Annotated in this window: 28 protein-coding genes; 11 read left to right on the top strand and 17 right to left on the bottom strand. The window is 65.8% G+C overall.

What is annotated here, in order from left to right:
- Positions 1-6: 6 nt before the first annotated feature.
- Both RMR04_RS26365 and RMR04_RS26360 read right to left on the bottom strand, forming a co-directional pair.
- Positions 7-744, bottom strand: a complete 738-nt coding sequence (locus RMR04_RS26365; RefSeq protein WP_311911470.1) for an MBL fold metallo-hydrolase — start codon at positions 742-744, stop codon at positions 7-9.
- 82 nt (positions 745-826) lie between these two features.
- A complete protein-coding gene (locus RMR04_RS26360; protein WP_410492293.1) occupies positions 827-1822 on the bottom strand; it encodes a BMP family lipoprotein in 996 nt (331 codons plus the stop codon).
- A gap of 165 nt (positions 1823-1987) precedes the next feature.
- On the opposite strand from RMR04_RS26360, the gene RMR04_RS26355 reads away from it, so the two are divergent.
- Positions 1988-2764: a HesA/MoeB/ThiF family protein gene (locus tag RMR04_RS26355; protein ID WP_311911469.1), complete on the top strand. Its 777-nt coding sequence runs from the start codon at positions 1988-1990 to the stop codon at positions 2762-2764.
- A gap of 33 nt (positions 2765-2797) precedes the next feature.
- The gene (locus tag RMR04_RS26350) at positions 2798-3244 is read left to right on the top strand and encodes a GFA family protein (protein WP_311911468.1); all 447 of its coding nucleotides are present in this window, start codon (positions 2798-2800) and stop codon (positions 3242-3244) included.
- Between the two features lie 38 nt (positions 3245-3282).
- Here the strand turns inward: RMR04_RS26350 and gshB are convergent, their stop codons facing one another.
- From gshB to rsmI, 3 genes are all read right to left on the bottom strand, one after another.
- On the bottom strand, positions 3283-4221 hold the full coding sequence (gshB, locus tag RMR04_RS26345; protein WP_311911467.1) for a glutathione synthase: 939 nt from the start codon (positions 4219-4221) through the stop codon (positions 3283-3285).
- A 74-nt stretch (positions 4222-4295) separates the two neighbouring features.
- Complete coding sequence (locus tag RMR04_RS26340; protein ID WP_311911466.1) at positions 4296-4688, bottom strand: YraN family protein; 393 nt, start codon at positions 4686-4688, stop codon at positions 4296-4298.
- Entirely contained in the window at positions 4685-5596 is a 912-nt protein-coding gene (rsmI, locus tag RMR04_RS26335) for a 16S rRNA (cytidine(1402)-2'-O)-methyltransferase (protein ID WP_311911465.1), read from the bottom strand. The genes RMR04_RS26340 and rsmI overlap by 4 nt, the downstream gene beginning before the upstream one ends.
- A 217-nt stretch (positions 5597-5813) precedes the next feature.
- Between rsmI and RMR04_RS26330 the strand changes: the two genes are divergently transcribed.
- Entirely contained in the window at positions 5814-7028 is a 1215-nt protein-coding gene (locus RMR04_RS26330) for a penicillin-binding protein activator (protein WP_311911464.1), read from the top strand.
- A 21-nt stretch (positions 7029-7049) separates the two neighbouring features.
- Here the strand turns inward: RMR04_RS26330 and RMR04_RS26325 are convergent, their stop codons facing one another.
- The 6 genes from RMR04_RS26325 to RMR04_RS26300 form a co-directional block, all read right to left on the bottom strand.
- A complete protein-coding gene (locus RMR04_RS26325) occupies positions 7050-7379 on the bottom strand; it encodes a HigA family addiction module antitoxin (protein ID WP_311911463.1) in 330 nt (109 codons plus the stop codon).
- Positions 7379-7669, bottom strand: a complete 291-nt coding sequence (locus RMR04_RS26320) for a type II toxin-antitoxin system RelE/ParE family toxin (protein ID WP_311911461.1) — start codon at positions 7667-7669, stop codon at positions 7379-7381. Before RMR04_RS26320 ends, RMR04_RS26325 begins: the two co-directional genes overlap by 1 nt.
- 53 nt (positions 7670-7722) lie before the next feature.
- Positions 7723-8925: a radical SAM family heme chaperone HemW gene (gene hemW / locus RMR04_RS26315; protein WP_311911459.1), complete on the bottom strand. Its 1203-nt coding sequence runs from the start codon at positions 8923-8925 to the stop codon at positions 7723-7725.
- On the bottom strand, positions 8922-9569 hold the full coding sequence (gene rdgB / locus RMR04_RS26310; RefSeq protein ID WP_311911458.1) for an RdgB/HAM1 family non-canonical purine NTP pyrophosphatase: 648 nt from the start codon (positions 9567-9569) through the stop codon (positions 8922-8924). The genes hemW and rdgB overlap by 4 nt, the downstream gene beginning before the upstream one ends.
- Positions 9570-9774: 205 nt before the next feature.
- Positions 9775-10491, bottom strand: a complete 717-nt coding sequence (gene rph, locus RMR04_RS26305) for a ribonuclease PH (protein WP_311911457.1) — start codon at positions 10489-10491, stop codon at positions 9775-9777.
- Positions 10492-10880: 389 nt separating this feature from the next.
- Positions 10881-11804: an IS5 family transposase gene (locus RMR04_RS26300; RefSeq protein ID WP_311909523.1), complete on the bottom strand. Its 924-nt coding sequence runs from the start codon at positions 11802-11804 to the stop codon at positions 10881-10883.
- Positions 11805-12019: 215 nt separating this feature from the next.
- On the opposite strand from RMR04_RS26300, the gene hrcA reads away from it, so the two are divergent.
- The 3 genes from hrcA to RMR04_RS26285 all read left to right on the top strand — a co-directional run bounded on the left by hrcA (position 12020) and on the right by RMR04_RS26285 (position 14127).
- Positions 12020-13105, top strand: coding sequence for a heat-inducible transcriptional repressor HrcA (gene hrcA, locus RMR04_RS26295; protein WP_311911456.1), 1086 nt, complete (start codon positions 12020-12022; stop codon positions 13103-13105).
- A gap of 43 nt (positions 13106-13148) precedes the next feature.
- The gene (locus tag RMR04_RS26290) at positions 13149-13778 is read left to right on the top strand and encodes an ankyrin repeat domain-containing protein (protein WP_311911455.1); all 630 of its coding nucleotides are present in this window, start codon (positions 13149-13151) and stop codon (positions 13776-13778) included.
- A gap of 94 nt (positions 13779-13872) precedes the next feature.
- Positions 13873-14127 (top strand): DUF3297 family protein, encoded by a 255-nt coding sequence (locus tag RMR04_RS26285; RefSeq protein WP_311911454.1) that lies wholly within the window; start codon positions 13873-13875, stop codon positions 14125-14127.
- 21 nt (positions 14128-14148) lie between these two features.
- Here the strand turns inward: RMR04_RS26285 and RMR04_RS26280 are convergent, their stop codons facing one another.
- Positions 14149-14679: a GNAT family N-acetyltransferase gene (locus RMR04_RS26280; RefSeq protein WP_311911453.1), complete on the bottom strand. Its 531-nt coding sequence runs from the start codon at positions 14677-14679 to the stop codon at positions 14149-14151.
- 23 nt (positions 14680-14702) lie between these two features.
- The gene (locus RMR04_RS26275; RefSeq protein ID WP_410492158.1) at positions 14703-15278 is read right to left on the bottom strand and encodes a helix-turn-helix domain-containing protein; all 576 of its coding nucleotides are present in this window, start codon (positions 15276-15278) and stop codon (positions 14703-14705) included.
- A 226-nt stretch (positions 15279-15504) separates the two neighbouring features.
- Here RMR04_RS26275 and RMR04_RS26270 point away from each other — a divergent pair, with 226 nt between their 5' ends.
- From RMR04_RS26270 to RMR04_RS26260, 3 genes are all read left to right on the top strand, one after another.
- The gene (locus RMR04_RS26270) at positions 15505-16290 is read left to right on the top strand and encodes a YiiX/YebB-like N1pC/P60 family cysteine hydrolase (RefSeq protein ID WP_311911450.1); all 786 of its coding nucleotides are present in this window, start codon (positions 15505-15507) and stop codon (positions 16288-16290) included.
- 59 nt (positions 16291-16349) lie between these two features.
- Positions 16350-18155, top strand: a complete 1806-nt coding sequence (lepA, locus tag RMR04_RS26265) for a translation elongation factor 4 (protein WP_311911449.1) — start codon at positions 16350-16352, stop codon at positions 18153-18155.
- A gap of 79 nt (positions 18156-18234) precedes the next feature.
- Entirely contained in the window at positions 18235-19362 is a 1128-nt protein-coding gene (locus tag RMR04_RS26260) for a diguanylate cyclase domain-containing protein (RefSeq protein ID WP_311911448.1), read from the top strand.
- 27 nt (positions 19363-19389) lie between these two features.
- On the opposite strand, the gene RMR04_RS26255 is transcribed toward RMR04_RS26260, so the two are convergent.
- Genes RMR04_RS26255 through RMR04_RS26245 form a run of 3 tightly spaced genes read right to left on the bottom strand, consistent with a single transcriptional unit; the run spans position 19390 to position 20532 of the window.
- Complete coding sequence (locus RMR04_RS26255; protein WP_311911447.1) at positions 19390-20010, bottom strand: HAD family hydrolase; 621 nt, start codon at positions 20008-20010, stop codon at positions 19390-19392.
- On the bottom strand, positions 20007-20273 hold the full coding sequence (locus RMR04_RS26250) for a BrnA antitoxin family protein (protein WP_311911446.1): 267 nt from the start codon (positions 20271-20273) through the stop codon (positions 20007-20009). The genes RMR04_RS26255 and RMR04_RS26250 overlap by 4 nt, the downstream gene beginning before the upstream one ends.
- Positions 20257-20532: a BrnT family toxin gene (locus tag RMR04_RS26245; protein ID WP_311915955.1), complete on the bottom strand. Its 276-nt coding sequence runs from the start codon at positions 20530-20532 to the stop codon at positions 20257-20259. Before RMR04_RS26245 ends, RMR04_RS26250 begins: the two co-directional genes overlap by 17 nt.
- Before the next feature lie 120 nt (positions 20533-20652).
- On the opposite strand from RMR04_RS26245, the gene RMR04_RS26240 reads away from it, so the two are divergent.
- Both RMR04_RS26240 and RMR04_RS26235 read left to right on the top strand, forming a co-directional pair.
- Positions 20653-21543 (top strand): protein-methionine-sulfoxide reductase heme-binding subunit MsrQ, encoded by an 891-nt coding sequence (locus RMR04_RS26240; RefSeq protein ID WP_311911444.1) that lies wholly within the window; start codon positions 20653-20655, stop codon positions 21541-21543.
- 57 nt (positions 21544-21600) lie between these two features.
- Positions 21601-23328, top strand: coding sequence for an MFS transporter (locus RMR04_RS26235; protein ID WP_311911443.1), 1728 nt, complete (start codon positions 21601-21603; stop codon positions 23326-23328).
- A 237-nt stretch (positions 23329-23565) separates the two neighbouring features.
- Here RMR04_RS26235 and RMR04_RS26230 read toward each other — a convergent pair whose 3' ends face one another.
- A complete protein-coding gene (locus RMR04_RS26230; protein WP_311911441.1) occupies positions 23566-24363 on the bottom strand; it encodes an undecaprenyl-diphosphate phosphatase in 798 nt (265 codons plus the stop codon).
- Positions 24364-24473: the final 110 nt, after the last annotated feature.

Raw genomic sequence — 24473 nt, 5'->3', positions numbered from 1 at the left:
GCTCCGTCACAGCGCGATCACCATGCCGTCATGCGCCCGCTCCTCGGGCAAGGGCTCGCGATGCGCGAGCATCGAGACGCCCATATGCGTCAGCACGATTCGTGCCGTCTCGAGCTCTGCCCGGTGCGAGGCGAGGGTTTCGTAGTCGAGATGGTTGGCGAGCCTAGCGTCCCATGTGTAGCACTCGACCAGCAGCACATCGGCCCCGGACGCGAGCGGGACCAGCGCCTCGGTCCAGGCCGTGTCACCGGAAAAGGCGAAGACCTTGCCGCCATGGGCCAATCGGTAGCCCTGGCAGGGTCCGGCGCGCTCGTCATGCAGCATCGGGAAGGCGGTGACGTCGATCCCGGCGAGCGTCGCGGGGCTATCGGGCGTGACCTCGACATAGCGGATCGGGAAGCGCCAGGCATTGGTCGCAGCGCCCGGGAAATCGGCGTCGAGCGCATGCAACGCCCGGTGCTCGATGCCGAGCGGCCCCGCGATCACCAATGGCTCCTTGCGGCGCGAGACGAATTGCGCGTCGAGCAGGAAGGCAGGCAGGCCGCCGAAATGGTCGCCATGGAAATGCGTGAACAGCAGCGTCGAAATGCCGTTGCGTTCGATACCGGCCTTGTTCAGCGCGACCAGGCTCGAGGCGCCGCAATCGAGCAGCATGCGCTCCCCACCGGCCTCGACATGCAGGCAGCTGTTGAAGCGCCCGCCGGAGCCGAAGGCGTCGCCCGAGCCGAGGATGGTGATGTTCATGGGATATGTATGTCCGCACGCGATCCCGGATCGCGCCGCGATTCCCGCGTCGCGTCCGGGATGACCTTCGCTGTCGCGAAGATCACATCGTGCACTTCGAATCCGACATGTAGTCGTGCACCTTCACGGCCCCGCTGATGATGTCGGCCTTGGCCTTGTCGGCCGCAGCCTTCATCTCGGGCGTGATCAGCGCCTTGTTGGCGTCGTCGAGCGCCCAGCTGACGCCGTCCTCCTTCAGCCCCAAAACCGAGATGCCGGGCTTCCAGGTGCCGTCGCGCGCCGCTTTGAAGGAGGCATAGGCCGCCACATCGACACGCTTCAGCATCGAGGTCAGCACCTTGCCGGGCTGCAGGCCGTTCTGGTTGGAATCGACGCCGATGCCGAGCTTGCCGGCGTCGGCGGCGGCGCGCAGCACGCCGATGCCGGTGCCGCCCGCCGCGTGGTAGATCACGTCGGCGCCGCGGTCGATCTGCGACTTGGCGAGTTCGCCGCCCTTGACCGGGTCGTTCCAGGCCGAGGGCGTCGAGCCGGTCATGTTCTGGAAGATCTCGGCGTCCTTCTTGGCCGCCTTGACGCCCTGGACATAGCCGCAGGCGAATTTGCGGATCAGCGGAATATCCATGCCGCCGACGAAGCCGACCTTGTTGGTCTTCGAAGCCATACCGGCGAGGAGCCCGACGAGATAGGAGCCCTCATGCTCTTTGAACACGACCGACTGAACGTTCGGCAGTTCGACGACCATGTCGATGATGGTGAATTTCAGGTCCGGGAACTCGGCGGCGACCTTCTGCAGCGCCGTCGCCTGCGAGAAACCGACTGCGATGATCGGCGAATTGCCGTCGCGGGCGAAGCGGCGCAGCGCCTGCTCGATCTGGGCCTCGTTGGTCGGCTCGAAATCGCGGAACTCGACGCCGGTCTCGGCCTTGAACTTCTCCGCGCCGATATAGGCGGCCTCGTTGAAGGATTTGTCGAACTTGCCGCCCTTGTCATAGACGACCGCCGGCTTGATCGCTTGCTGAGCCATCGCGGCCACGGCCGAAAGGGCGACGCCGGCAAGCGCGAGCGCGAGAGATTTCAACCGCATGGATCATTCCCCTGTTCGATCGTTGGGGCGGTTTTTCCGCCCTGTCTGGGCTCACGATGGCATGGCTTGGCGACGCGGCCAAGCCGAGACCGCGCCATCATCCTGCGGCCGTCCTTCGCGGCGATTGCAGGAGCGGCGGGATCGGCTTAACCCTAGGGGATGAGCCTGAACGATGCTGAGATCGAGCGCTATGCCCGCCATCTGGTGCTGCCGGAGATCGGCGGGCCGGGCCAGAATCGGCTGAAGAATGCCCGGGTCCTGGTCATCGGTGCGGGCGGGCTGGGTGCGCCGTTGCTACAATATCTGGCGGCGGCGGGCATCGGCAAGATCGGCATCGTCGACGACGACATCGTCTCGCTCTCCAATCTGCAGCGCCAGACCATTTTCAGCACCGCCGATATCGGCGAGCACAAGGCCGTCATCGCGGCCGAATTCATCCGCGGGCTCAATCCGAACGTCGTGGTCGAGGAGCACGTCGTTCGCATCGATCCGCACAATGCCCGCGCGCTGATCGCCTTCTACGACATCGTCGCCGAAGGCTCGGACAATTTCGCCACGCGCTATGCCGTCTCGGACGCCTGCTTCCATGAGCGGCGACCGCTGGTCACCGCGGCGCTTGGCCGTTTCGACGGTTCGCTGACGACAATCCGGGCGCATGAGGCCCGCCCTGACGGCAAGCCCAACCCGACCTATCGCTGCCTCTTCCCGCAGGAACCGCCGCCCGGCACGGTCGCGCCCTGTGCCGAGGCCGGCGTGCTCGGAGCGCTCGCGGGCGTGATGGGCTCGCTGATGGCGCTGGAGGTGGTGCGCGCCGTCACCGGTTTCGGCGAATCGCTGGTCGGCAAGCTCCTGCTCGTCGACGCGCTGACGATGCGCTTCGAGACGATGCGCTATGGCTGGGATGCGGGGAATCCGCTGAATGGCGCAACGCGGTAGCGTTGGGGCCAGCGGGAGGACAGGAGCAAGCGGATGGCGGGCGGCTTGAACGGAGGATGCCGCTGCGGTGCGGTTCGCTATCGCCTCGCCGTCGAGCGTCTGCCGTCCAGCTATGCCTGCCATTGCCGTGACTGCCAGACATGGACCGGCAGCGCGTTCAGCCAGCAGGTCGTTGTGGCGGAAGATCTGCTGAGCCTGGCTGGACCCGTCGGCCTCTACGAACTGACCTCGCCGAGCGGCCGCGTCTCACGCCAGCGCGTCTGCGGAACCTGCCATACCCGAATCTACAACACCAACAGTGCCCGGCCGGGTCTCGCGATTATACGGGCGGGCACGCTCGACGAGAGCGATGCGCTGGATGTCGTGGCTCATATCTGGGTGAAACGGAAACAGCGCTGGATATCGATACCCGATAATGTGCCGAGTTGGCCGGAAACCGCTCCGCTCGCCGAACTCACCGAGGCTTTGATGCAAGCCTGAGGGATGCGGTTGAATGCCATCCGCGCAGGTCGCTGGTTTTACCGTTTGGCCTCGATCACGTCCCACAGCTGCGCCGCCAGATCCGGCCCGCCGAGCTTCTTGATCGCGCGCACGCCGGTCGGCGCCGTCACATTGATCTCGGTCAGGTTGCCGCCGATCACGTCGATGCCGACGAGCAGCAGGCCGCGCTCGCGCAGCGTCGGGCCGATGGCCTCGCAGATCTCGAGTTCGCGCTTCGACAGATCGGTCGGCCTGGCCGCGCCGCCGCGCACCATATTGGCGCGCAGATCGCCGGTCGCCGGCACCCGGTTGACCGCGCCCGCCGCCTTGCCGTCGATCAGGATGATGCGCTTATCGCCCTCCGAGACCTCCTTCATGAAGCGCTGCACGACCCAGGGCTCGCGGAAGATGCCGGCGAAAAGGTCGTAGAGCGAACCGAAATTCGGGTCGTCCTTGCCGGTCTTGAACACGGTCGCGCCGCCATGGCCGTAAAGCGGCTTCATCACGATCTCGCCGAATTCGTCGCGGAACGCCTCGATCTCGGCCTTGTCGCGGGTGATCAGCGTCTGCGGCATCAGTTCGGGAAAATGCGTGACCAGGATCTTTTCGGGTGCGTTGCGCACCTCGGTCGGGTTGTTGACCACCAGCGTCTTGGGGTGGATGCGCTCGAGCAGATGGGTCGTCGTGACATAGGCCATGTCGAAGGGCGGATCCTGGCGCAGCAGCACGACGTCGAGCGTCGAGAGATCGATGCGCTCCTCGGCTCCGGCCGTGAAATGGTCGCCCTCGACATCGCGCACCGTGACCGGCCTGATCCGGGCCGTGACCTTGCCGTCGCGCAGCGAAAGTTTATCCGGCGTGTAGGTGTAGAGCGTATGCCCGCGCGCCTGCGCCTCCAGCATCAGCGCGAAGCCGGTATCGCCGGCGATTCGGACGCGCTCGATCGGGTCCATCTGGATGGCGACGTTCAGGGTCATGGAAGAGCGCTCCGATTGTGTAGCGCGCCCTTATCGACCGGCACGCACCGCATCGGCAAGTGGGATGCCTTGCGTTACAAGACAAGCTCGAACACGCCCAGTACATGGCGCGGCCAGCGCCGGGGCGCGAGAAAGACCGCGTCGGCCCGCAAATGATGCTCCATCGCCCAGGGATTGCGCGCAAGCCATTGCCGGATTCGCGCCTCGACGAGCCGGCGCTTCTGCGGCGTGATGGCAGAAAGCGCATCCTCCAGCGCGCCGCGCGCCTTGACCTCGACGAAGGCGATGGTGCGGCCGCGCTTGACGATGAGGTCGATCTCGCCGCCCTTGCCGCCGAAGCGCCGCGCCAGCAGCCGGTAGCCCTTCACGGAGAGCCAGATGATCGCCAGCCACTCCGAGCGTCTGCCGGTCGCGCCAGAGCGTTTTGCGCGAGCGCTGCGGCGAGAGCTGCGGACAGCGTCCCTCAAGGCTCCTCGCGGGTCAGCTCGAGCGCGCGGGCGTAGATCTTGCGGCGCGGCTGGCCGGTCTGCGCCGCGACCTGCGCCACCGCCTCCTTCAGCGAGACATCGGCCAGCGCGGCGCGCAACCTCTCATCGATGACGTCACCGGCCGGCGCCAACTCCTCGGCCCCGGGCGGGCCGATGATGACGACGATCTCGCCGCGCGCCTCCTCCTCGCTGTTATAATGGCTGGCGAGTTCGGCGAGCGGGCCGCGCCGGACATTCTCGTAATATTTGGTCAGTTCGCGCGCCACGGCGGCGGGCCGCGCGCCGAGCACGGCGGCGGCGTCGCCCAGCATCTCGGCGAGACGGCGCGGCGATTCGAAGAAGACCAGCGTGCCGGGAATCGCGGCGAGCTCGGTCAGGCGCCCGCGCCGCGCCGCGGCCTTGGGCGGCAGGAAGCCCTCGAAGAAGAAGCGGTCGGTCGGCAGCCCCGCCAGCACCAGCGCCGCCAAGACGGCGGAGGGGCCGGGGATGCCGGTCACCGGTAGGCCTTCGGCCACGACATCGGCGACGAGCTTGTAGCCGGGGTCGGAGACCAGCGGCGTGCCGGCGTCCGAGATCAAGGCGAGCCGGCCGCCCTCGCGCAGCTTCGCCAGCACCTTTGGGCGCATCAGCGCGGCGTTGTGCTCGTGATAGGGCAATAACGGCGTCGAGATGCCGTAATGCGCCAGCAGCGTCTTCGAGGTCCGGGTGTCCTCGGCGAGCACCGCATCGGCCGCCGCCAATGTCGCCAGGGCGCGGAAGGAGATGTCGCGCAGATTGCCGATCGGCGTCGCGACGATGTGCAGCCCGGGCGCGAGCGGCTCGGCCTCGGCCTTGAGCCCGAAGGCGGTGTAGCTGGGAGAGCGGGGCGTGGAGGGTTGGGTCGACATGAGTTGCACGCTGCCACAAGCGCTCGGCTTTCGCCACGGCCGCAGCCCGTGGAATGGCTGATCGGGGAGGTGCAACTCAGAGTTAACAACTTGAAAATACCATGGCGGACTGGCAGGAAAGCCCCACGGTCGGGGGACTGCACCACCGGGCGGCTTCTCGCCGCACCGGTTCATAAGTTTTAGGTCCAGAGTTCGGCTCATGACTGGAGATCGCCCCGTGTTGCGCCCCTGGCACCTCGCTCCGATCTTGTCTCTGCGCACTCCGGCGCTGGCGGTCTTCGCCGCGCTTGCGCTCGCCGCCTGCAGCGGCGGCACCTCGGGCATGCCGGGCTTCGACACGGGCTCTCCGGGGGCGGCCCAGGGCCAGCCGGCGAGCTCCGGCCAGACGATCGGCAATGGCAAGGTCAAGGTCGGCCTCATCCTGCCGCTGACGGCGGAAGGGCAGGGCGCCGTGGTCGGCAATTCGCTGCGCAACGCGGCCGAGATGGCGCTCGCCGAATTCCCCGGTGCCGACCTGACATTGCTGGTCAAGGATGATCGAGGCACGCCGGAGGGGGCGCAGGCGGGAACCCAGGAGGCTCTGCGCGAGGGCGCGGAGCTGATCATCGGACCGCTCTTCGCGCCCTCCGTTCAGGCTGCGGCGCAGGTTGCGCGCTCCGCCAACCGCCCGGTCATGGCCTTCTCCAGCGACAGCAACGTCGCGACGCGCGGAGTCTACCTGCTGTCCTTCCCGCCTGAGAACGACGTCAACCGGGTCATCGCCTACGCCTCGGCGCAGGGTAAGAAATCCTTCGCCGCGCTGGTGCCGGACACCGCTTACGGCAAAGTCGTCGAGGCGGCCTTCCAGCAGGCCGTCGCCAATCGCGGGGCGCGCGCTGTCGCGATCGAGCGCTTCAGCGCCGACGCCAACAGCATGCGCGCCGCGGTCGGCAGGCTCGCTCCGTCGCTGCCGCAGGCCGACGCACTGTTCGTGCCGGCTGCGGCCGACACCATGCCGGCACTCGGCCTCGCCTTGCAGCAGGGCGGGTTCGACCCGACCAAGGTCAAGCCGCTTGGCACTGGCGTCTGGAACGACGGCGCCGTTGCGCGCGTTGCGGCGATCCAGGGTGGCTGGTTCGCCTCGCCCGACACGGCCGGCTTCAACGCCTTCGCCGGGCGCTACCAGCAGCGCTTCAACAGCGCCCCGACCCGCACCGCGACCCTGGCCTATGACGCGGTCTCACTGGCCGCCGCGCTTGCCCGTACGCAGGGTTCGCAGCGCTTCTCGGAAGCCGTGCTGACCAATGCCTCGGGCTTTGCGGGCGCCGACGGCGTCTTCCGCTTCCGCCCCGACGGCCAGAACGAGCGCGGGCTGGCGGTGCTGGAGCTGCGCAACGGCCAGATCGTCACGGTCAACGCCGCCCCGCGCGACCTCGGACCGAGGACGCAGTAATTCAGTCCTGCGATCCTGCCGTCAGGCCGCCTTCGGCGCAGGCACGAACGGCTTGACGTCGATCATGTCAGCCCGTTTGCGGGCTTGCGCGATGTCGTAGCTGTTTTGCATGCGCATCAATGTATCCATCGAGAGGCCGAAGGCTTTTTCGAACCGCAACGCCATGTCGGGGGACAAGGCGGCGCGGGCGTTGATCAATGCAGATAGCGCTGGACGCGTCACGCCGAGCACAGCGGCGGCGGCAGTGACCGACAAGCCGGCCGGTTCGATGATCTCGGTCTTCAGGAAGCCGCCGGGATGCCCGGGGTTCTTCAGGCGGTAGCCTGGCGCAGGTGCGATTTCGTTATCCATCAATGGTAATCCTCATAGTCGAGATCGATGATCTCGATGTCCGTCTGCTCGATCCGGAAGGTCATGCGCCAATTCTTCGTGACGAACAGGCTCCAGACGCCCTTCCGATCGCCTGTTAGCAGATGCGCCTTCCAGGTCGGAACGGACCGCAATTCGTCCTGATGCTCCATGTCCTGCAGGAACGAGATCATCTTGCGGAGTTTATCGACGGCTTGCGACTGAAGTCCCGAGGCATCATCGTTCTCGACGAGGCGCCGCAGTCCCTTGTGCTTGACGTTCCTAATTCGCATCGCCTGGATTATAGTGCGAACGGGCGACTTGCGTAAAGGGACGCTTTACGAATTCACGCCGCCAAGTCAGCCACCAGCGCATTGAGAAGCAATGCGCCGTCGGGCGTCGCCGCGAGCTTGCCGCCGGGCTTTCGGGTCAGCAGCCCATCCAGGATCAGGCTCGTGACGCGGGGTTCGCGCAAGCTCCGCCCGGACAGGGCCTTGAACACGGCCGGGTCGATGCCCTCGACCAGCCTCAGCCCCATCAGCAGGTACTCGTCGCCCTGGGCCTCGGCGTTCAGCAGCTCGTCCTCGACCAGCGCATGCCCTTCCGCCTCGACGCGGGTCAGCCAGGCTTCCGGGCTCTTTTCGGTCGAATGCGCCATGCGGCCCTGCGCCGTCACCAGCCGGCCATGCGCGCCGGGCCCGATGCCGGCATATTCGCCATAGCGCCAATAGACCAGATTGTGCCGGCATTCGGCGCCGGGCTTGGCGTGGTTCGAGATCTCATAGACCGGCATGCCGTGCTTGGCCGTGATCTCCTGCGTGGTCTCGTAGAGCGCTGCTCCCGCCTCATGATCGGGGATTGCGAGCTTGCCGGCCTTGAACAGCCGTTCGAACGCCGTGTCGGGCTCGATGGTGAGCTGGTAGAGCGAGAGATGTTCAGCTGCATGGCTGATTGCGAGTTCGAGCTCGGCGCGCCACAAGGCCGGAGTCTGCCCGACCGAACGGGCATAGATCAGGTCGAAGGAGTAGCGCTCGAAATATTTGCGCGCGATCGCGACAGCATCCAACGCTTCCTGCGTCGAATGCATCCGGCCGAGCGCCTTGAGGTCGGCGTCGTTCAGCGCCTGCACGCCGAGCGAAACGCGGTTGACGCCGGCTGCGCGGAAATCCTGGAAGCGTCCGGCCTCGACGCTGGTCGGGTTGGCCTCCAGCGAGACCTCGCAATGGGGATCGACGGCCCAATGCTCGCCGATCGCATCGAGGATCGCACCGACCGTGCGGCCCTCCATCAGCGACGGCGTGCCGCCGCCAAAGAAGATCGAGGAGACGGTGCGGCCGGGCGTGAGCTCTGCACGATGGGCGATTTCGCGCCGGAAAGCCGCGACATAGCGCGCCTGGTCGGGCGGCGCATGCCTGACATGGGAGTTGAAGTCGCAATAGGGGCATTTGGCCAGGCAGAACGGCCAATGCACATAGACCGCGAAACCGGCATCCGCTGTGGGATGCAGGATCGCGCCTGGCCGCTCGCTGAGGGCGGCCGCGTCGGTCATGAGGACTTCCTCAGGCAGGCGATGGCGAGTTCATGGAAGGCGCGCGCGCGATGCGAGAGCCCGGCCGAACCATCCTCGGGAATGCCGTGCTTCTCGCCCGTGGTCATCTCGCCGAAGGTCTTGGCGTGGCCGTCCGGCCGGAAAATTGGGTCATAGCCGAAGCCGCCGAGCCCGCGCGGCGCATCGACGATCTCGCCGAAAACGCGGCCTTCGAACAGTTCCTGGTGCCCGTCGGGCCAGGCGATCACCAGCGCCGAGACGAAATGCGCCCGGCGCTTGTCGGGCGTGGTCGCACCGCGCTTGGCGAGTTCGGCCTGCACGCGGGCGAGCGCCGGGGCGAAGTCTTTGCCCGGGCCGGCCCAATTGGCCGAGAACAGTCCGGGCGCGCCGTCGAGCGCGTCGATGCAAATGCCGGAATCGTCGGAGAGCGCCGGCAGGCCCGACGCCTTGGTCGCGGCGACGGCCTTGATCGCCGCGTTCTCTGCGAACATGTAGCCGTCCTCGTCCGGCTCGGGCAGGCCGAGTTCGCCGGCCGAGACCAGTTCGATGCCATAGGGCCCGAGCAAATCGCGCATCTCGCGCAATTTACCCTGGTTATGGGTCGCGATCACGACCTTGCCGGTGAGGAGGCGGTGAGCTGTCACTGTTCTTGCCTTTGCTGGCTCGAAAACGCCTCGTCATCCCGGGCTCGACCCGGGATCCATCGGAGGCCCAACCCTTGCAGCGGATTCGGCTCTACGGTGGATCCCGGATCACCGCGAAGTTTATCCTTGGGCCGATCGAAGATCGGACCCGAGGGCTGCGTCCGGGATGACGTTGTGGTTCCGAGCATAAGCGTCGAGGGTCCCGTCAGGCCACCGCCGCCTTCTGCAGCGCGACAAGCTTGCTCACGCCGCCCTTGGCGAGCTTGAGCAGGGCCAGGAGCTCCTCCTCCGAGAACGGCGCGCCTTCGGCCGTTCCCTGCACTTCGACAAGGCCACCGCCGCCGGTGATGACGAAATTCGCATCGGTCTGCGCGCCGGAATCCTCGATATAGTCGAGGTCGAGCACCGGATTGCCGGCGACGATGCCGCAGGAAATCGCCGCGACATGGTCCTTGAGCGGGTTGGAGCCCTTCAGCATGGAGCGACCCTCCATCCATTTCAGCGCGTCATGCAGCGCGACCCATGCCCCGGTGATCGAGGCCGTGCGGGTGCCGCCATCAGCCTGGAGCACGTCGCAATCGACCACGATCTGGCGCTCGCCGATCGCGGTCAGGTCGACCACGGCGCGAAGCGAGCGCCCGACCAGCCGCTGGATTTCCTGTGTGCGGCCGGAGGGCTTGCCGGAGGTGACCTCACGGCGATTGCGCTCATGCGTCGCGCGCGGCAGCATCGCATATTCGGCGGTGACCCAGCCCTTGCCGGTGCCGCGCAGCCAGGGCGGGCCCTTTTCTTCCACCGTCGCGGCGCAGAGCACCCGGGTCTCGCCGAAGCTCACCATGCAGGAGCCCTCGGCATAGCGCACCACACCGCGTTCGAGCGTGACCTTGCGCATTTCATCGGCCGCGCGTTTGGAGGGTCGCATGGGAGCATCCTGATTGTTCGAAGTTGGCGGCTTGTAAGCGGTTGAGCCGGGGGCGGCAAGGTTGGGAGCCGGGTTTCGCGACGTCCCTTCCTTCTCCCGCATCAAAATCGGCTGTTGCCGACTTTGACACTTTGGTTGCCCATCTCGGGCAAGCCCGAGATGGGCCGGAGAAGGTGGCTCGGAGGGTCGGATGAGGGTGTGCGGGTCAACCAGACGACGCAACGGCCCCGCTGCGCCCTGGCAATCAGCGGCGGGCCCTCATCCCTGCCCTTCTCCCATTCGGATTCCTCTGCGAAACGCGGCTGAGGACTGATATTTTGACGGCGGATTGTTCGCCTGTGACGGGCGGTCTTCAGCGGTTGGCTTGGAGAGCTCGCAGTCGACCTGGTTCAGCCGCCTGCGATGATGGTGGCGCGCCGGAGATTGTAGACGGTTGCGAAGGCAATCAGGTCTGCGGTGTTGGCGACGAACGAGTGGCATCGCGTCCGGGCTTTGCCATAGAGGCGCTTCATGGCGCTGAAGACAGCTTCGACGGGAGCGCGGCGGCGCGCGATCAGGGCGTTGCGGCGCTGCAGCCAGCGCGGCAGGACAGCGATGTGCTTGTGCCGGCGATGCATGATCCGGTCCTTGATGCCCAAGGCCTTCAGGGCGGCGCGCTGGGCCTTGCTCTCATAGCCGCGATCGGCATAGACGGCGGCCTCGTCGCCGCTGACGAGCCCTGGGGCCATCTCGACGTCCTGTATCCGCGCCGAGGTCACGAGCGCCGTGCGGATCAGGCCCGAGCCCTCGTCGACGCCGACATGCAGCTTGTAGCCGAAATGGGCCTTGCCGTTCTTCTTGCCCCAGTCGGCGCCGGGTTCACGGGGGTGGCCCTTGCCCAGCCCGGCTTCGCGTGACGGGGCAGCATGCGTCGCCTGAACGATTGTGGCGTCGAGCAATGTGCCCTTCTTCAGGATCAGACCCTTGGCCGAGAGCTGCGCGCCGATCTCGGCAAAGCAGGCCTCGAGCACGCCCGCCTGCGCTGCCGCCAGCCGAAAGCGGCACAAGGTCGTCTCGTCGGGCGTGCCGCCATCGAGCGCAAACCCGCAGAAACGTCGAAACGACAGCCGGTCCAGCAGCGCCTCCTCCAGGCCGGGATCCGACAAATCGTAAAGCGCCTGCAGATAGAGCGCCTTGAGCATCGCAAGCGGCGCGTAAGGCGGCCTGCCCGTCTCAGCCTGGCGCAGCTTGCCGGCCAAGGGCGCCAGCCGATCCCACGCGATCAGCCCATCGATCTTCGCAAGCTTCGCGTTCGCACCCAGGCGTGGGTCCAAAAACGCCTCAGCCAAAGACATCTGATCCGACATGCCGATCACCCCGCCGCACCCGAGCGAAGTGAATCAGCAATCAAACCTCAACGCCAGGGCCCTTTCGCAGAGAAATCCATTCGGGAGAAGGGTTCCCCGCGCTCTTCGTTTACCGTTTCCGCTTGATCCCTCGCAGGTCCGAGCCGACAATAAGCTCATGTCACAGCCATTTTTCCACTGAAATGAGCGCCCATACGCCGCGCCCTGAATCCCCCGGCGGCCTGATCGAGACCGATCAGCGCTCGCGCGAGATTTTCCGTCAGATCATCGACGGCTACCTCACCACCGGGGAGCCGGTCGGCTCGCGCAACATCGCCCGCCTGCTGCCGATGACGCTGTCGCCCGCGACCGTGCGCAACGTCATGACCGATCTCGAACTGGCCGGGTTGATCTATGCGCCGCATACCTCCGCGGGGCGCCTGCCTACGGAAAGAGGCCTGCGCTTCTTCGTCGATGCGATGATGGAGGTCGGCAATCTCACCTCCGACGAGCGCACCCGCATCGAAGCGCAGATGAAGGCCGCCGCCACCAACCGCACGCTGGATGCGACGCTGACCGAGGCCTCGGCCCTGCTCTCGGGACTCTCGCGCGGCGCCGGCGTCGTCGTCACCACCAAGGCCAATGCCCGCCTCAAGCACATCGAATTCGTCCGGCTCGATCCCGCTCGTGCGCTCGTCGTGCTGGTGGCCGATGACGGCACGGTCGAGAACCGGCTGCTCGCCTTGCCGCCGGGCCTGCCGGCCTCGGCGCTGACGGAGGCTGGGAATTTCCTCAACGCCCGCATCATGGGCAAGACGCTAGGCGATCTGCGCCGCGAGATCGCCGAGCACCGCGCGGAGATGGAAAGCGAGCTCGATGCGCTGACCGCCAAGCTCGTCGAGAGCGGCATCGCGACCTCGTCGGGTCCCTCGAGCGATCGCCATCTGATCGTGCGCGGCCAGGCCAATCTGCTGGAGGATCTGAAGGCGCAGGAGGATCTTGAGCGCATCCGCCTGCTCTTCGGCGATCTCGAGACGCAGACCGATGTCATCGATCTGCTCTCCCGGGCCGAGGCCGGTGACGGCGTGCGCATCTTCATCGGCTCCGAGAACAAGCTGTTCTCGATGTCGGGCTCCTCGATGGTGGCAGCGCCCTTCCGCGACGCCGAGCAGCGCATTGTCGGCGTCGTCGGAATCATCGGCCCGACACGGCTGAACTATGCCCGCATCGTGCCGATGGTGGATTACACCGCCAAGGTGGTCGGGCGGCTGCTCGACGGCGGCCGGTGAGGGGGCGGCCGCCTGGCTGGGGGCCCTTTTGGGTGTGTCGCTGATGATCAGTCCCGCCCCTCCCGCAAGATCTGCCCCTGCCACAGGACCTGCGCTGATCGAGGCTGCGGCTGCGGGGCGTGCCGACGAGGTGTCCCGTCTGGTGACGGCAGGCGCTCCGCTCGATGCGCGGGATGCGCAGGGGCGCAGCGCCCTGCTGCTCGCGGTGGCGGGCAATCATGTCGGGGCCGCCCGCGCCCTGCTTGATGCGGGTGCGAGCCCGAATACGCAGGCCGCCAATCGCGACACGCCCTGGCTCCTGGCCGGGGCGTTGGGACGTGCCGAGATCATTACGGCGATGCTGCCGCGCAAGCCCGATCTGACGATCCGCAACCGCTATGGTGGCAACGCCCTGATTCCCGCCTGCGAGCGCGGCCATGTCGAGGCCGTGAAGCTGCTGCTGACGAGCGGCATCGACCTCGATCACGTCAATGATCTCGGCTGGACCTGCCTGCTGGAAATCGTGATCCTCGGCGATGGCGGCACGCGCCATCAGCAGGTGGCAAAGCTCGTGCTCGATGCCGGCGCCAATCCTGGCCTCGCAGACGAGGATGGCGTGTCGCCGCTCGCCCATGCTCGCCAGAGGGGCCAGCGCGCAGTGGCGGCGCTTATCGAGCAGGCCGGCGGTGGCTGACCCGCTTGATTTGGCATCGCCGCCGGTTCGCGCTACCTCTGCCGCCAACGCGGCCTTCCTGCCGCCCGAAATCTGCACGTCAAGGCTTTATCAGATGACCGACACACTCCCCGACCGTCTCTCCTCGAACCCCAACAGCCCCCACTACAATGAGGAGCTGCTTGCCCGCGACATCGGCGTGCGCTTCAAGGGCGTCGATAAGACCAATGTCGAGGAGTATTGCGTCAGCGAGGGTTGGGTGCGCCTTACCGCCGGCAATGCCAAGGACCGCTTCGGCAATCCGATGACGGTGAAGCTCAAGGGCGAGGTCGAGCCCTATTTCCGCCAGGCTGAGCCCCAGAATCCCTAACAACCACTAAGCCTGAGAGGCTCAGCCTATCGTCTTGTAGAAAAACGTCGAGCCGCAATGGCGGCCGTCCGGCATCAGGGCGAAGCGGGGAATCGTGCCGAGTTCGCTCCAGCCAAGCCGGCCATAGAGCCGCCGGGCCGCGCCGGCCTCGTCGGTGTCGAGCACCAGAAGCGTGCGCCCGGCATTGCGCGCTGCATCTTCGGCCGCGCGCATCAGCGTCTCGCCGAGGCCCTGACGCCGTGCGCAGGAATGCACCAGCACCTTGGCGATCTCGGCGCGGTGCGGCTGGTTGGGCTTGCCGATCAGCTGAAGCTGCGCCGTGCCGACGATCTCCCCGGCCAACCTTGCGATCAGCAGCACCGTGCGGCCAGCGCCGACCTCGTCGATGACCCCGGTCCAGAAGCTGCGGTAATCCTCCGGCGTATTCCACGCCATGAAGCCGACAGAGGCCCCGTTCGCGACGCTGTCGCGCAGGATCTCGGCCAGCGCCGGGATGGCGTTGCCGGCGGCCTCCGGGGTGAGCGTTTCGATCACGATGGCATCAACCGGCATCAGCTTCATCCTTTGGGCGGCGTTCAGCCGGAGGTGGTCAGCACGACGGCATAGCGGGCGGGCACGCTGCCGGGATTGTGGTAGGCGATCGGCCCGTCGAGCAGCATCTGCAGGCAATCTCCCGCCGCCAGCCGGTGCTCGATACCACCAAGCGTGACCACCATCTCGCCGGCCAGAACCCAGACCTGCTGGTCGAGCCGATGGGCGCTGCGCGGTGCGTCGAGCAGGACGCGCCCGCCCGCCGGCATCTCGACATCGACGATCTCGATCCCCGAGCCGGTTCCTGCGGGAGAGACGTTGCGCCGGACATAGCCGCTGGCCGGATCGGTCCAGACCGGCTGATCGGCGCGCCGCGCGAGCGGGCCGGCATGGCCCTCGTCGCGAAACAGGACCGAGAGAACAATTCCCAGGCCGGCGCAGACCCGGTCCAGCAGCGCGGCCGTCGGGCTCGATTCGCCCCGCTCCACCCGCGAGATCATCGCGCGGCTGACGCCCGAGCGTTCGGCCAGCATGTCGAGCGTCAGGCTGCGGCTCTGGCGCAGCGCCTTGATGCGCGCGCCGAGCCGCTGATCGAGTTCGAGGTCATCCATCATTTCCATGATACAGAGAATTATTCTACTATATAAGAACGTCAAGCCCAAATACGGGCCTTCGTCGTCGCTTGCTTCTGACGCGGCGTGAACTCGGCTTTCACCACATTTCCAAGTCTGGGCGCCGCGACAGGTCGCGTTTCCGGAAAGATTCAGGAATCCGCGCTTTGATGAGCCTCAAACGACGCTCTTGAAGGGCGCGGGTCGCGAAACAAGCGACACGGGGGAAGCGGCCATGAATCGCGGTCTAGAATTTCTCGGGCGTTCCGTCGTCGGATTCATCACCCGCGGCAAGCCGGAGGCCCGCCTGGTCGACGCCAAGGCGCTGGCCCGGTTGCAATCGGCGTTGCGGCCGGGCGATGTCCTGCTGGTCGAAGGCAGCATGAAGGTCTCGGCCGCGATCAAGTATCTGACGCAATCGACCTGGTCGCATGCGGCTCTTTACGTCGGGGAGACCGGGCAGTTCAGCGAGCAGGGCGAGCCGCTGGTGCTGGCCGAGGTCGAGATGGATGTCGGCTGCGTGCTCTCACCGCTGTCGAAATACGGCGCGTTCGGCACCCGCATCTGCCGTCCCCAGGCGCTTGACCGCGAGGGCCGCGCCATTGTCGTCGATTATGTGCTGGAGCGGCTCGGCACCCAGTATGACCTCAAGAACATCCTCGATCTGATGCGCTGGCTGATCCCGATCCCCTGGGCCCCGCCATCATGGCGCCGGCGCATGATCGCGCTGGGCTCGGGCGATCCGACGCGGGCGATCTGTTCCACTCTGATCGCGCAGGCTTTTGAGGCGGCGCGTTATCCCGTGCTGCCGACCGTCGAATATGCGCAGGCGATGGACGAGGAGGATTTCGAGGAGATCCTGCATATCCGGCACCATTCGCTCTACATGCCGCGCGATTTCGACATCTCGCCCTATTTCGCAGTCGTGAAGCCGACGCTGGAGAGCGGCTTCGACTATCGCGCCCTGACCTGGGCGCTGGAGCCCTGCCCGGCCCAGCAGCAACTTGCCGCAGCGGAATAGCCGCAAACCCTTGGCGGCAAACCCTTGGCGCAATGCGGCATCGCTGCTATTGCGCGCCCATGAGCACCCGCAGTTTCGACAACATCCGCAATTTCTCGATCGTGGCGCATATCGACCACGGCAAATCGACGCTGGCCGACCGGCTGATCCAGACCACCGGCACGGTGGCGGCGCGCGATATGAGCGAGCAGATGCTCGACTCGATGGATATCGAGAAAGAGCGCGGCATCACCATCAAGGCCCAGACGGTGCGGCTCGACTACCGCGCCCAGGATGGCAAGGATTACATCCTGAACCTGATGGACACGCCCGGCCATGTCGACTTCGCCTATGAGGTCTCACGCTCGCTGGCGGCCTGCGAAGGTTCGCTCCTGGTCGTCGACGCCTCGCAGGGCGTCGAGGCGCAGACGCTTGCCAACGTCTACCAGGCGCTCGATGCGGGCCATGAGATCGTCACGGTCCTGAACAAGATCGATCTGCCTGCCGCCGAGCCCGAGCGCATCAAGCAGCAGATCGAGGACGTGATCGGGCTCGACGCCTCCGAGGCTGTGCCGATCTCGGCCAAGACCGGCATCAACATCGAGGGCGTGCTCGAGGCGATCGTCACCAGACTGCCGGCGCCCAAGGGCGATCTCGAAGCGCCGCTGAAATGCCTGCTGGTCGATTCATGGTACGACGCCTATCTCGGCGTCGTCGTGCTGGTGCGCGTCATCGACGGCGTGCTGAAGAAGAACATGACGATCCGCATGATCCGCGCCAACGCCGCTTATGGCGTCGACCGCGTCGGCGTGTTCAAGCCCAAGATGCTCGAGGTCAAGGAACTCGGCCCCGGCGAAGTCGGCTTCTTCACCGCCTCGATCAAGGAGGTCGCCGACACCGCGGTCGGCGACACCATCACCGATGACAAGCGCCAGACGCCGAACCCGTTGCCAGGCTTCAAGCCGGTGCAGCCGGTGGTGTTCTGCGGCATCTTCCCGGTCGATGCGGCCGATTTCGAGGTGCTGCGCGCTGCCATGAGCCGGCTGCGCCTGAACGATGCCTCGTTCTCCTATGAGATGGAGACCTCGGCGGCGCTCGGCTTCGGCTTCCGTTGCGGCTTTCTGGGGCTGTTGCATCTGGAGATCATCCAGGAGCGGCTGGAGCGCGAGTTCAACCTCAACCTGATCTCGACCGCGCCGTCAGTGGTCTACCATCTCAATCTGCGCGACGGTTCGGTGCTGGAACTGCACAATCCGGCTGATATGCCCGATGTGATGAAGATCGAGACGATCGAGGAGCCCTGGATCAAGGCGACGATCTTCACGCCGGACGAATATCTCGGCTCGGTGCTGAAGCTCTGCCAGGACCGCCGCGGCGTCCAGACTGATCTCAGCTATGTCGGCTCCCGCGCCAAGGTCGTCTACGATCTGCCGCTGAACGAAGTCGTGTTCGATTTCTACGACCGGCTGAAGTCGATCTCGAAGGGCTACGCTTCCTTCGACTACGCCATCACCGATTATCGCGAGGGCGACCTCGTGCGCATGTCGATCCTGGTCAATGCCGAGCCGGTCGATGCGCTCTCGATGCTGGTGCACCGTTCGCGCGCCGACGCACGCGGCCGCGCCATGTGCGAGAAGCTCAAGGAGCTGATCCCGCCGCACATGTTCCAGATTCCGGTGCAGGCGGCGATCGGCGGCAAGATCATCGCCCGCGAGACCATCCGGGCGCTGCGCAAGGACGTCACCGCCAAATGCTATGGCGGCGACGCCACCCGAAAGCGCAAGCTTCTGGAGAAGCAGAAGGAAGGCAAGAAGAAGATGCGGCAATTCGGCAAGGTCGAAATCCCGCAGGAAGCCTTCATCGCCGCGCTGAAGATGGATAGCTGAGGCTACAGGTGGGGCGTGGAGGGGAAGCTGACGCAACGTCTCCACCTCTTGTTAGCAAGCCGTGGTTAAGGCTCCGGGCATGCCCCGGTCGAATCGCGCTCCCGCCTTGCCATTGCACCCGAGCGTGCATCGCGAGCTCGTGGATCTTCTCTACACTGCGCTGCCTCAAGTCGGCGCGATCGCGCTGACGGCATTGACGGGTGCCGTGGCGCTCGCGATGGTCAGCGGCGACCAGGGCTATGCCGTGATCGCCGCCCTGATTCTGCTCACGGCGGCGCTGCGCATCTCCGGTTTGCTGCGTTATCCGCGTGGCCGCCCGCTGACCCCGGCCGAGGTGCTGCATTGGGAGCGCGCCTATGGGCTGCGCTCCAGCGCCTTCGGCCTCGCGCTCGGCCTGCTCTCCTATCGTGCTCTTGAACTCGCAGACGCCCCGGGCGCCTGGATCAGCTTTGGTCTGGCGATGTCGTTTTGCGTCGGCATGGTCTCGCGCGCGGCGGTGCGGCCCTGGATCGTGCTGCTCACCGCTGCGATGTTGCTGGCTCCGGTCGCGCTCGGGGGCTTCATGCGCCCCGAACTGCCTTACAAGCTTGGCGCCGCGATGCTGCTCTTGTTCTGGGTCACGCTGCGCGAGGCTTCGCGTCATCTCAGCACGGCCTTCATCGACCGGCTGGAGGCCAAGCTCGCCTTGGCTCATCAGGCGAGCCATGACGTGCTCACCGGGCTGCCGAATCGGGCGGCGTTCCTCTCCGCTTTGGAGTCGGTCGACACACCCCACGCCGTCATTGCGCTCGATCTCGATGGCTTCAAGCCGATCAACGACCGGCTTGGCCACCATGCCGGCGACGCGCTGCTGCGCCAGGTGGCGGAGCGCCTGCGCGGCTGCATGGGCGGGCAGGGCATCGTGGCGCGCATGGGTGGCGACGAATTCATGCTGCTGTTCCCCTTCCAGGCCGGCGTGCCCGACGTCAGCGCGGCGCAAAACCTCGCCCGGCATGCCGTGATGGTGCTGGGCAAGCCGTTCGATCTGGGCGAGTCGGTGACGATCGGCGCCAGTGCCGGCATCGCCCTGGCTGGCCCCGGCGAGGCCGAGAGAAGCTCTCTGCTGGAGCGCGTGGACATGGCCCTCTACGCCGCCAAACGCGATGGCGGCGGGCGCTGGTGCTGGTCGGAGGCTGCCCCGGTTCTCGATGGTTGCCACGCCGTTTGAGGGCAGGCGTCCCGAGAAAACGACGCTTCAGAGCAGGGCGCCCAACCCCCGCAGCTCGGCGCGCAGATCGAGCGGTTCGACGAAGTGCACGGCCTGCATGCCGATCGCGCGCGCCGCTTCGATATTCTTGTGGCTGTCGTCGATGAAGATGCAGTCGGGCGCGTTCAGGGCGTAGCGCTCCAGCAGCGTGCGGTAGATCGCGATATCCGGCTTGATCAGGCCTTCATGCGCCGAGACGATCGCGCCGTCGAAGCTTTGCAGGAAGGGGAAGCGGATCAGGCACTCCGCCCATTTCTCGCGCGAGAAATTGGTGATGGCGTAGACCTTTTCGCCCTTTGCCTTGAGTTCGGCGAGTAGCGCGACATTGTCTTCGATCACGCCGGGCACGGTCTCGTGCCAGCGCTCGTCGAAGGCCTTGATCTCGCGCGTCCATTCGGGATGGGCCGAGACCAGCAGCGCCACGGCCTCTTCCCAGGAGCGGCCGCGATCCTGCTCGATGTTCCAGGCGGCGGTGCAGACATTCCGCATGAACCAGTCGAGCTTGGCCGGATCGGGAATCAATTCGCGATAGAGCAGGCGCGGATCCCAGCGGAGCAGGACGTTGCCGACATCGAAGACGACGGTGGGCGAGGTTTGGGTCGGCATCATGAAGTCCGCTTGAGTTGGGAACGGGCATAAGTTTCGAGAACGGTGTTCATGCGGGTCTGATAGCCACGGCCCTGGGCCTTATAGGCTTCCAGGACCGATTTCTTGACGCGCAGTGTCACCAGTTGCGTGCGGTCGGGCTCGACCAGCTTCGCGTTTCTCCAGAAGGTCTCATCCAGTTCGGGGATGTCGCTGAAATCGATTTCGTCGTCCTTGAGCGCGGCGAGAGCCTCGGGCGACAGCGGTTTGTCATAGGGAGGTTTCATAGCGCTGCCTTTCCTTTTGGGAGGCTGATCGGGCCGAGATGATGCGGATGCGGCCGTCGCGGTCCGTATGCACGACGACGAGCATAACAAACCCGTCGATGACGCCGATGCTGATCTCGCGAACCTCGCCATAATCGATGCGGTCATCGATCCAGCTCAGCACCGGTCCCTCGAAAATGCGTTTCGCAAATTCGAAGGCGACGCCATGCTTGGCGACATTGGTGGTGTCCTTCTCGGGGTCCCATTCGAATTCAGGTATGCTACTACGTTTTGTAGTTACGTTCCAGTTTCGTCCTCACGCCCTTGTGTGCAGACGTGCAAGACAGAGGCAAGGGCTGTCGCGTATCTGCAAGGGATGAACGGTCAGCGGGAGAACGGCGTGAACGGATGGCTGCCATGGCTGGATCGGCAGGGGCGGTTCTCGGCTTTGCGCGCGCTTGCTTTCGCGCTGGTGCTCGTGCCGGCCTTGATCCTGGCCTATGAGGCCTGGACCGGCCAGCTCAGCTCGAAACCCTGGACGCGGGCGGTGCACGATACCGGCACCTGGGCGATCCGATTGCTCCTGGTCACGCTTGCGGTCTCGCCGCTCCGGCGCATTCTCGACTGGGGCAAGCTGCTGGGCATCCGCCGGATGCTCGGCCTCTCGGTGCTGGCCTATGCAGCAGGGCATCTGACGCTCTACTGCATCGACCTCGCCTTCGACTGGGGCCTGATCGTCTCCGAGATCGTCAAGCGCTTCTATCTGACGATCGGCTTCACCGCGCTGCTGGGCCTGACCGCGCTCGGCGTCACCTCGACCGACGGGATGATTCGCCGGATGGGCGCGAAGAACTGGCAGCGCCTGCACAACCTCGTCTACCTGATCACCGGGCTAGGCCTGCTGCATTTCGCCCTGCAGTCGAAGATCGACGTCACCCAGCCGGCACTGCTGAACGGGCTCTTCGCGCTGCTCTTGCTCTATCGCGGGCTGAACCGATTGAAGATCGCGATGACGACCCCGGTGCTGATCGCAGCAGCACTTCTGACCGGGCTTGCCACGGCGCTCTGCGAGACGGCCTGGTATGCCTTGACGAGCGGTGTCTCGGCTTGGGATGTCTTCCAGGCCAATGCCGATGTGGTGGTTTATCAGGATCTCGGCTTCCTGCGGCCGGGGCATTGGGTGGCGCTGGTCGGGCTTGGCGTTGCGGCCGTTCATGCCTGGCGGGCTCCGGTGGCGAAGCCGCGCCGGGCGCGTCGTAGCGATGGCGTTCCGGCCCAGACGGGTGCTTGAAGGCGGAGTCGAGCTTTCATGGTTGGCAGCCCGCGCCGCAGGCTCTAACCCTGTGGCATGCCTGTCGATCCTCACGCCCAGCCTGTCGAAGATGTCGCCGCCGCCGATCTCGCCTCGGAGGGCATCGAGCTGTCCTCGGAGCGCACCTCGCCCTTCGTGCCGCTGCAGCAGCCGATCTTCCGCAAAGTCTGGATCGCCAGCCTCGCCTCGAATTTCGGCGGATTGATCCAGGCTGTCGGCGCCTCCTGGATGATGACCTCGATCGCGGCCTCGCCCGACATGGTCGCGCTGGTGCAGGCCTCGACGACGCTGCCGGTGATGCTGTTCTCGCTGGCTGCAGGGGCAATCTCTGACAATTACGATCGCCGCAAGATCATGTTGACGGCCCAGGGCTTCCTGTTCGCCGTCTCTGTCACGCTTGCCGCATTTTCATGGCTGGGGTTGATCACGCCCTGGCTCTTGCTGAGCTTCACCTTCCTGATCGGCTGCGGCTCGGCGCTGAACAACCCGGCCTGGCAGTCCTCGGTCGGCGATATGGTGCCGCGCCGTGATGTGCCCGCCGCGGTGACGCTGAACAGCGTCGCCTTCAACATCGCCCGCAGTGTCGGCCCCGCGATCGGTGGCGCGATCGTTGCGGCGGCGGGCGCCTTCGCTGCCTTCGCGGTCAACGCCTTGTGCTATATCGGCCTGATCACGGTGCTGGCGCGCTGGCGACCGCCCAAGGTCGAGCGCTTGTTGCCGCGCGAGACGCTCTGGATCGCGATGGGGGCGGGGCTGCGCTATGTCGCGATGTCGCCCAACATCCGCAGCGTCATCCTGCGCGCCTTCGCCTTCGGCTTCGGCGGCATCGTCGCGCTCGCCTTGCTGCCGCTGATCGCGCGCGATCTCATTCAAGGCGGTCCATTGATCTTCGGCGTGCTGCTCGGAGCCTTCGGTGCCGGTGCCGTCGGCGGCGCCTTCATGAGCGCAAGGCTGCGCCGGTTGCTCACCACCGAGGCGCTGGTGCGGATGACCTTCGTCGCCTTTGCCGTCTCCGTTGCGCTGATCGCCGTCAGCACGAGCCTGTGGCTGACCATGCCGGCGCTCAGCGTCGGCGGCGCCTGCTGGGTTTTGACGCTCTCGACCTTCAACGCCACGGTGCAGCTCTCGGCGCCGCGCTGGGTCGTCGGTCGGTCATTGGCGCTCTATCAGATGGGCGCTTTCGGCGGCATGGCGATCGGCAGCTGGGCCTGGGGCCGGGCGGTCCTGCATTTCGGCACCGAGCAGGCGCTGCTGATGGCGGCCGTCATCCTCCTGGTCGGCGCGGCGCTCGGCCTGCGCTACGCCCTGCCGCCGCTGGAGGCGCTCAATCTCGATCCGCTGAGCCGCTGGCGCGAGCCCAAGGTCGCAGTCGATATCGAGCCGCGCAGCGGGCCGGTCATCGTCACGATCGAATACCTGATCCGCGAGGAGGACGTCGTCGTCTTCCTCAACGCCATGGCCGAGCGCCGCCGCATTCGCCGCCGCGATGGTGCGCGCCACTGGACGCTGTTGCGCGACCTGACCAATGCGGAACTCTGGGTCGAGCGCTACGACAGCCCGACCTGGGTCGAATACATCCGCCAGAACCAGCGTGTCACCCAGGCCGATGCCGAGATCGGCGATCGCGTCCGCGCCTTGCACAGGGGCGAGAACCCGCCTGTCGTCCACCGCATGATCGAGCGCCAGACCGGCTCGCTGCCGCGCGTGGCGGCGGTGGAGGCTCAGATGATCACGGAGTCGCTGAGCGATCCGCGCTCGGTATGAGCGATCGAGCTAGAGCCGGATGATTTCAGATGGGCTGACGAAGTGATCCCAGCTGAAATCTGAATCCGTCTCTCATCCAAGAGCGAGAGCAGGATCAATGCGAAAAACCGGTCCCCACTTTTTCGTATCCTGCTCCTAGAGCGTTTTCGAGCGAAGTGGATACCGGTTCGCGTGAAGAAAACGCGTTAAAACAATGAGATAGAGCAATTGACCGATCCAACTGGATCGGAGATTGCTCTAGCCGACGATCCACAAGCCCGCCAGGCCGAACAGCCCCATGATGATCCGCCACCAGGCGAAGATCGCGAAACCGCGCTTGGAGACGTAGTCGAGGAAGCTGCGCACCACGATCAGGGCCGAGAAGAAGGCCGCCACGAAGCCGACGACGATCAGCAGGGAATCGTCGAAGGTCAGGGTTTTGTAGCTCTTGAGCAGGTCGTAGGCGAAGGCGCCCGCCATGGTCGGCATGGCCAGGAAGAAGGAGAATTCGGCCGCCGCGCGCTTGCTGGCGCCCAGCAGCATCGCGCCGACGATGGTCGAGCCCGAACGCGAGACGCCGGGGATCATCGCCAGGCACTGGATGAAGCCGATCTTGAGATACATCGGCAGCGGGAAGGTGGTGGCGTCGGTGTGTTTCACCTCGAGTTCGAGCTCATCGACGACCAGCAGCACGAGCCCGCCGGCGATCAGCGCGCAGCAGACCAGGAACGGGTTGAACAGCACGCTCTTGATGAAGCCGTGCAGCACGGCGCCGATCAGCGCCGCCGGCAGGAAGGCGATGAGCACGCCGATGACGAAGCGCCGGGCGGCGGGGTCGCTGCCCAGGCGCAGCGCGATGTCGAGCAGGCGCCGGAAATAGACCAGCATGATCGCCAGGATCGCGCCGAGCTGGACCAGCACCTCGAAACTCTTGCCGTTGGATTCGAAGCCGAGGAAATGCCCGAGCAGCAGCAAATGGCCTGTCGAGGAAACAGGCAGGAACTCGGTCAGGCCCTCGACGATGCCGAGCACGAACGCTTCGATCAGGTTTTGCATGAGAGGCTGTCCTTTGAAGCGAATCGCGCGCCGCCGCGCTTGGTAAACTGCACCCTTCCATGGGCCAAGCTCTTTGCAATTCGGTTACCAATTCGCCAATGCGGCCGCTG

The organism is Bosea sp. 685, from assembly GCF_031884435.1.
Classification (GTDB): domain Bacteria; phylum Pseudomonadota; class Alphaproteobacteria; order Rhizobiales; family Beijerinckiaceae; genus Allobosea.
The sequence above is the reverse complement of the archived record's forward strand: the minus strand, read 5'-3'. Positions and strand labels throughout refer to the sequence as shown.

Bases quoted from the DNA above. Each gene is read 5' to 3' on its own strand.
- RMR04_RS26365 (WP_311911470.1), bottom strand. From the start codon at position 744: ATGAACATCACCATCCTCGGCTCGGGCGACGCCTTCGGCTCCGGCGGG.
- RMR04_RS26355 (WP_311911469.1), top strand. From the start codon at position 1,988: ATGAGCCTGAACGATGCTGAGATCGAGCGCTATGCCCGCCATCTGGTG.
- RMR04_RS26350 (WP_311911468.1), top strand. From the start codon at position 2,798: ATGGCGGGCGGCTTGAACGGAGGATGCCGCTGCGGTGCGGTTCGCTAT.
- gshB (WP_311911467.1), bottom strand. From the start codon at position 4,221: ATGACCCTGAACGTCGCCATCCAGATGGACCCGATCGAGCGCGTCCGA.
- rsmI (WP_311911465.1), bottom strand. From the start codon at position 5,596: ATGTCGACCCAACCCTCCACGCCCCGCTCTCCCAGCTACACCGCCTTC.
- RMR04_RS26325 (WP_311911463.1), bottom strand. From the start codon at position 7,379: ATGGATAACGAAATCGCACCTGCGCCAGGCTACCGCCTGAAGAACCCC.
- RMR04_RS26320 (WP_311911461.1), bottom strand. From the start codon at position 7,669: ATGCGAATTAGGAACGTCAAGCACAAGGGACTGCGGCGCCTCGTCGAG.
- hemW (WP_311911459.1), bottom strand. From the start codon at position 8,925: ATGACCGACGCGGCCGCCCTCAGCGAGCGGCCAGGCGCGATCCTGCAT.
- rph (WP_311911457.1), bottom strand. From the start codon at position 10,491: ATGCGACCCTCCAAACGCGCGGCCGATGAAATGCGCAAGGTCACGCTC.
- hrcA (WP_311911456.1), top strand. From the start codon at position 12,020: ATGAGCGCCCATACGCCGCGCCCTGAATCCCCCGGCGGCCTGATCGAG.
- RMR04_RS26290 (WP_311911455.1), top strand. From the start codon at position 13,149: ATGATCAGTCCCGCCCCTCCCGCAAGATCTGCCCCTGCCACAGGACCT.
- RMR04_RS26285 (WP_311911454.1), top strand. From the start codon at position 13,873: ATGACCGACACACTCCCCGACCGTCTCTCCTCGAACCCCAACAGCCCC.
- RMR04_RS26280 (WP_311911453.1), bottom strand. From the start codon at position 14,679: ATGCCGGTTGATGCCATCGTGATCGAAACGCTCACCCCGGAGGCCGCC.
- RMR04_RS26275 (WP_410492158.1), bottom strand. From the start codon at position 15,278: ATGGAAATGATGGATGACCTCGAACTCGATCAGCGGCTCGGCGCGCGC.
- RMR04_RS26270 (WP_311911450.1), top strand. From the start codon at position 15,505: ATGAATCGCGGTCTAGAATTTCTCGGGCGTTCCGTCGTCGGATTCATC.
- lepA (WP_311911449.1), top strand. From the start codon at position 16,350: ATGAGCACCCGCAGTTTCGACAACATCCGCAATTTCTCGATCGTGGCG.
- RMR04_RS26260 (WP_311911448.1), top strand. From the start codon at position 18,235: ATGCCCCGGTCGAATCGCGCTCCCGCCTTGCCATTGCACCCGAGCGTG.
- RMR04_RS26255 (WP_311911447.1), bottom strand. From the start codon at position 20,010: ATGATGCCGACCCAAACCTCGCCCACCGTCGTCTTCGATGTCGGCAAC.
- RMR04_RS26250 (WP_311911446.1), bottom strand. From the start codon at position 20,273: ATGAAACCTCCCTATGACAAACCGCTGTCGCCCGAGGCTCTCGCCGCG.
- RMR04_RS26235 (WP_311911443.1), top strand. From the start codon at position 21,601: ATGCCTGTCGATCCTCACGCCCAGCCTGTCGAAGATGTCGCCGCCGCC.
- RMR04_RS26230 (WP_311911441.1), bottom strand. From the start codon at position 24,363: ATGCAAAACCTGATCGAAGCGTTCGTGCTCGGCATCGTCGAGGGCCTG.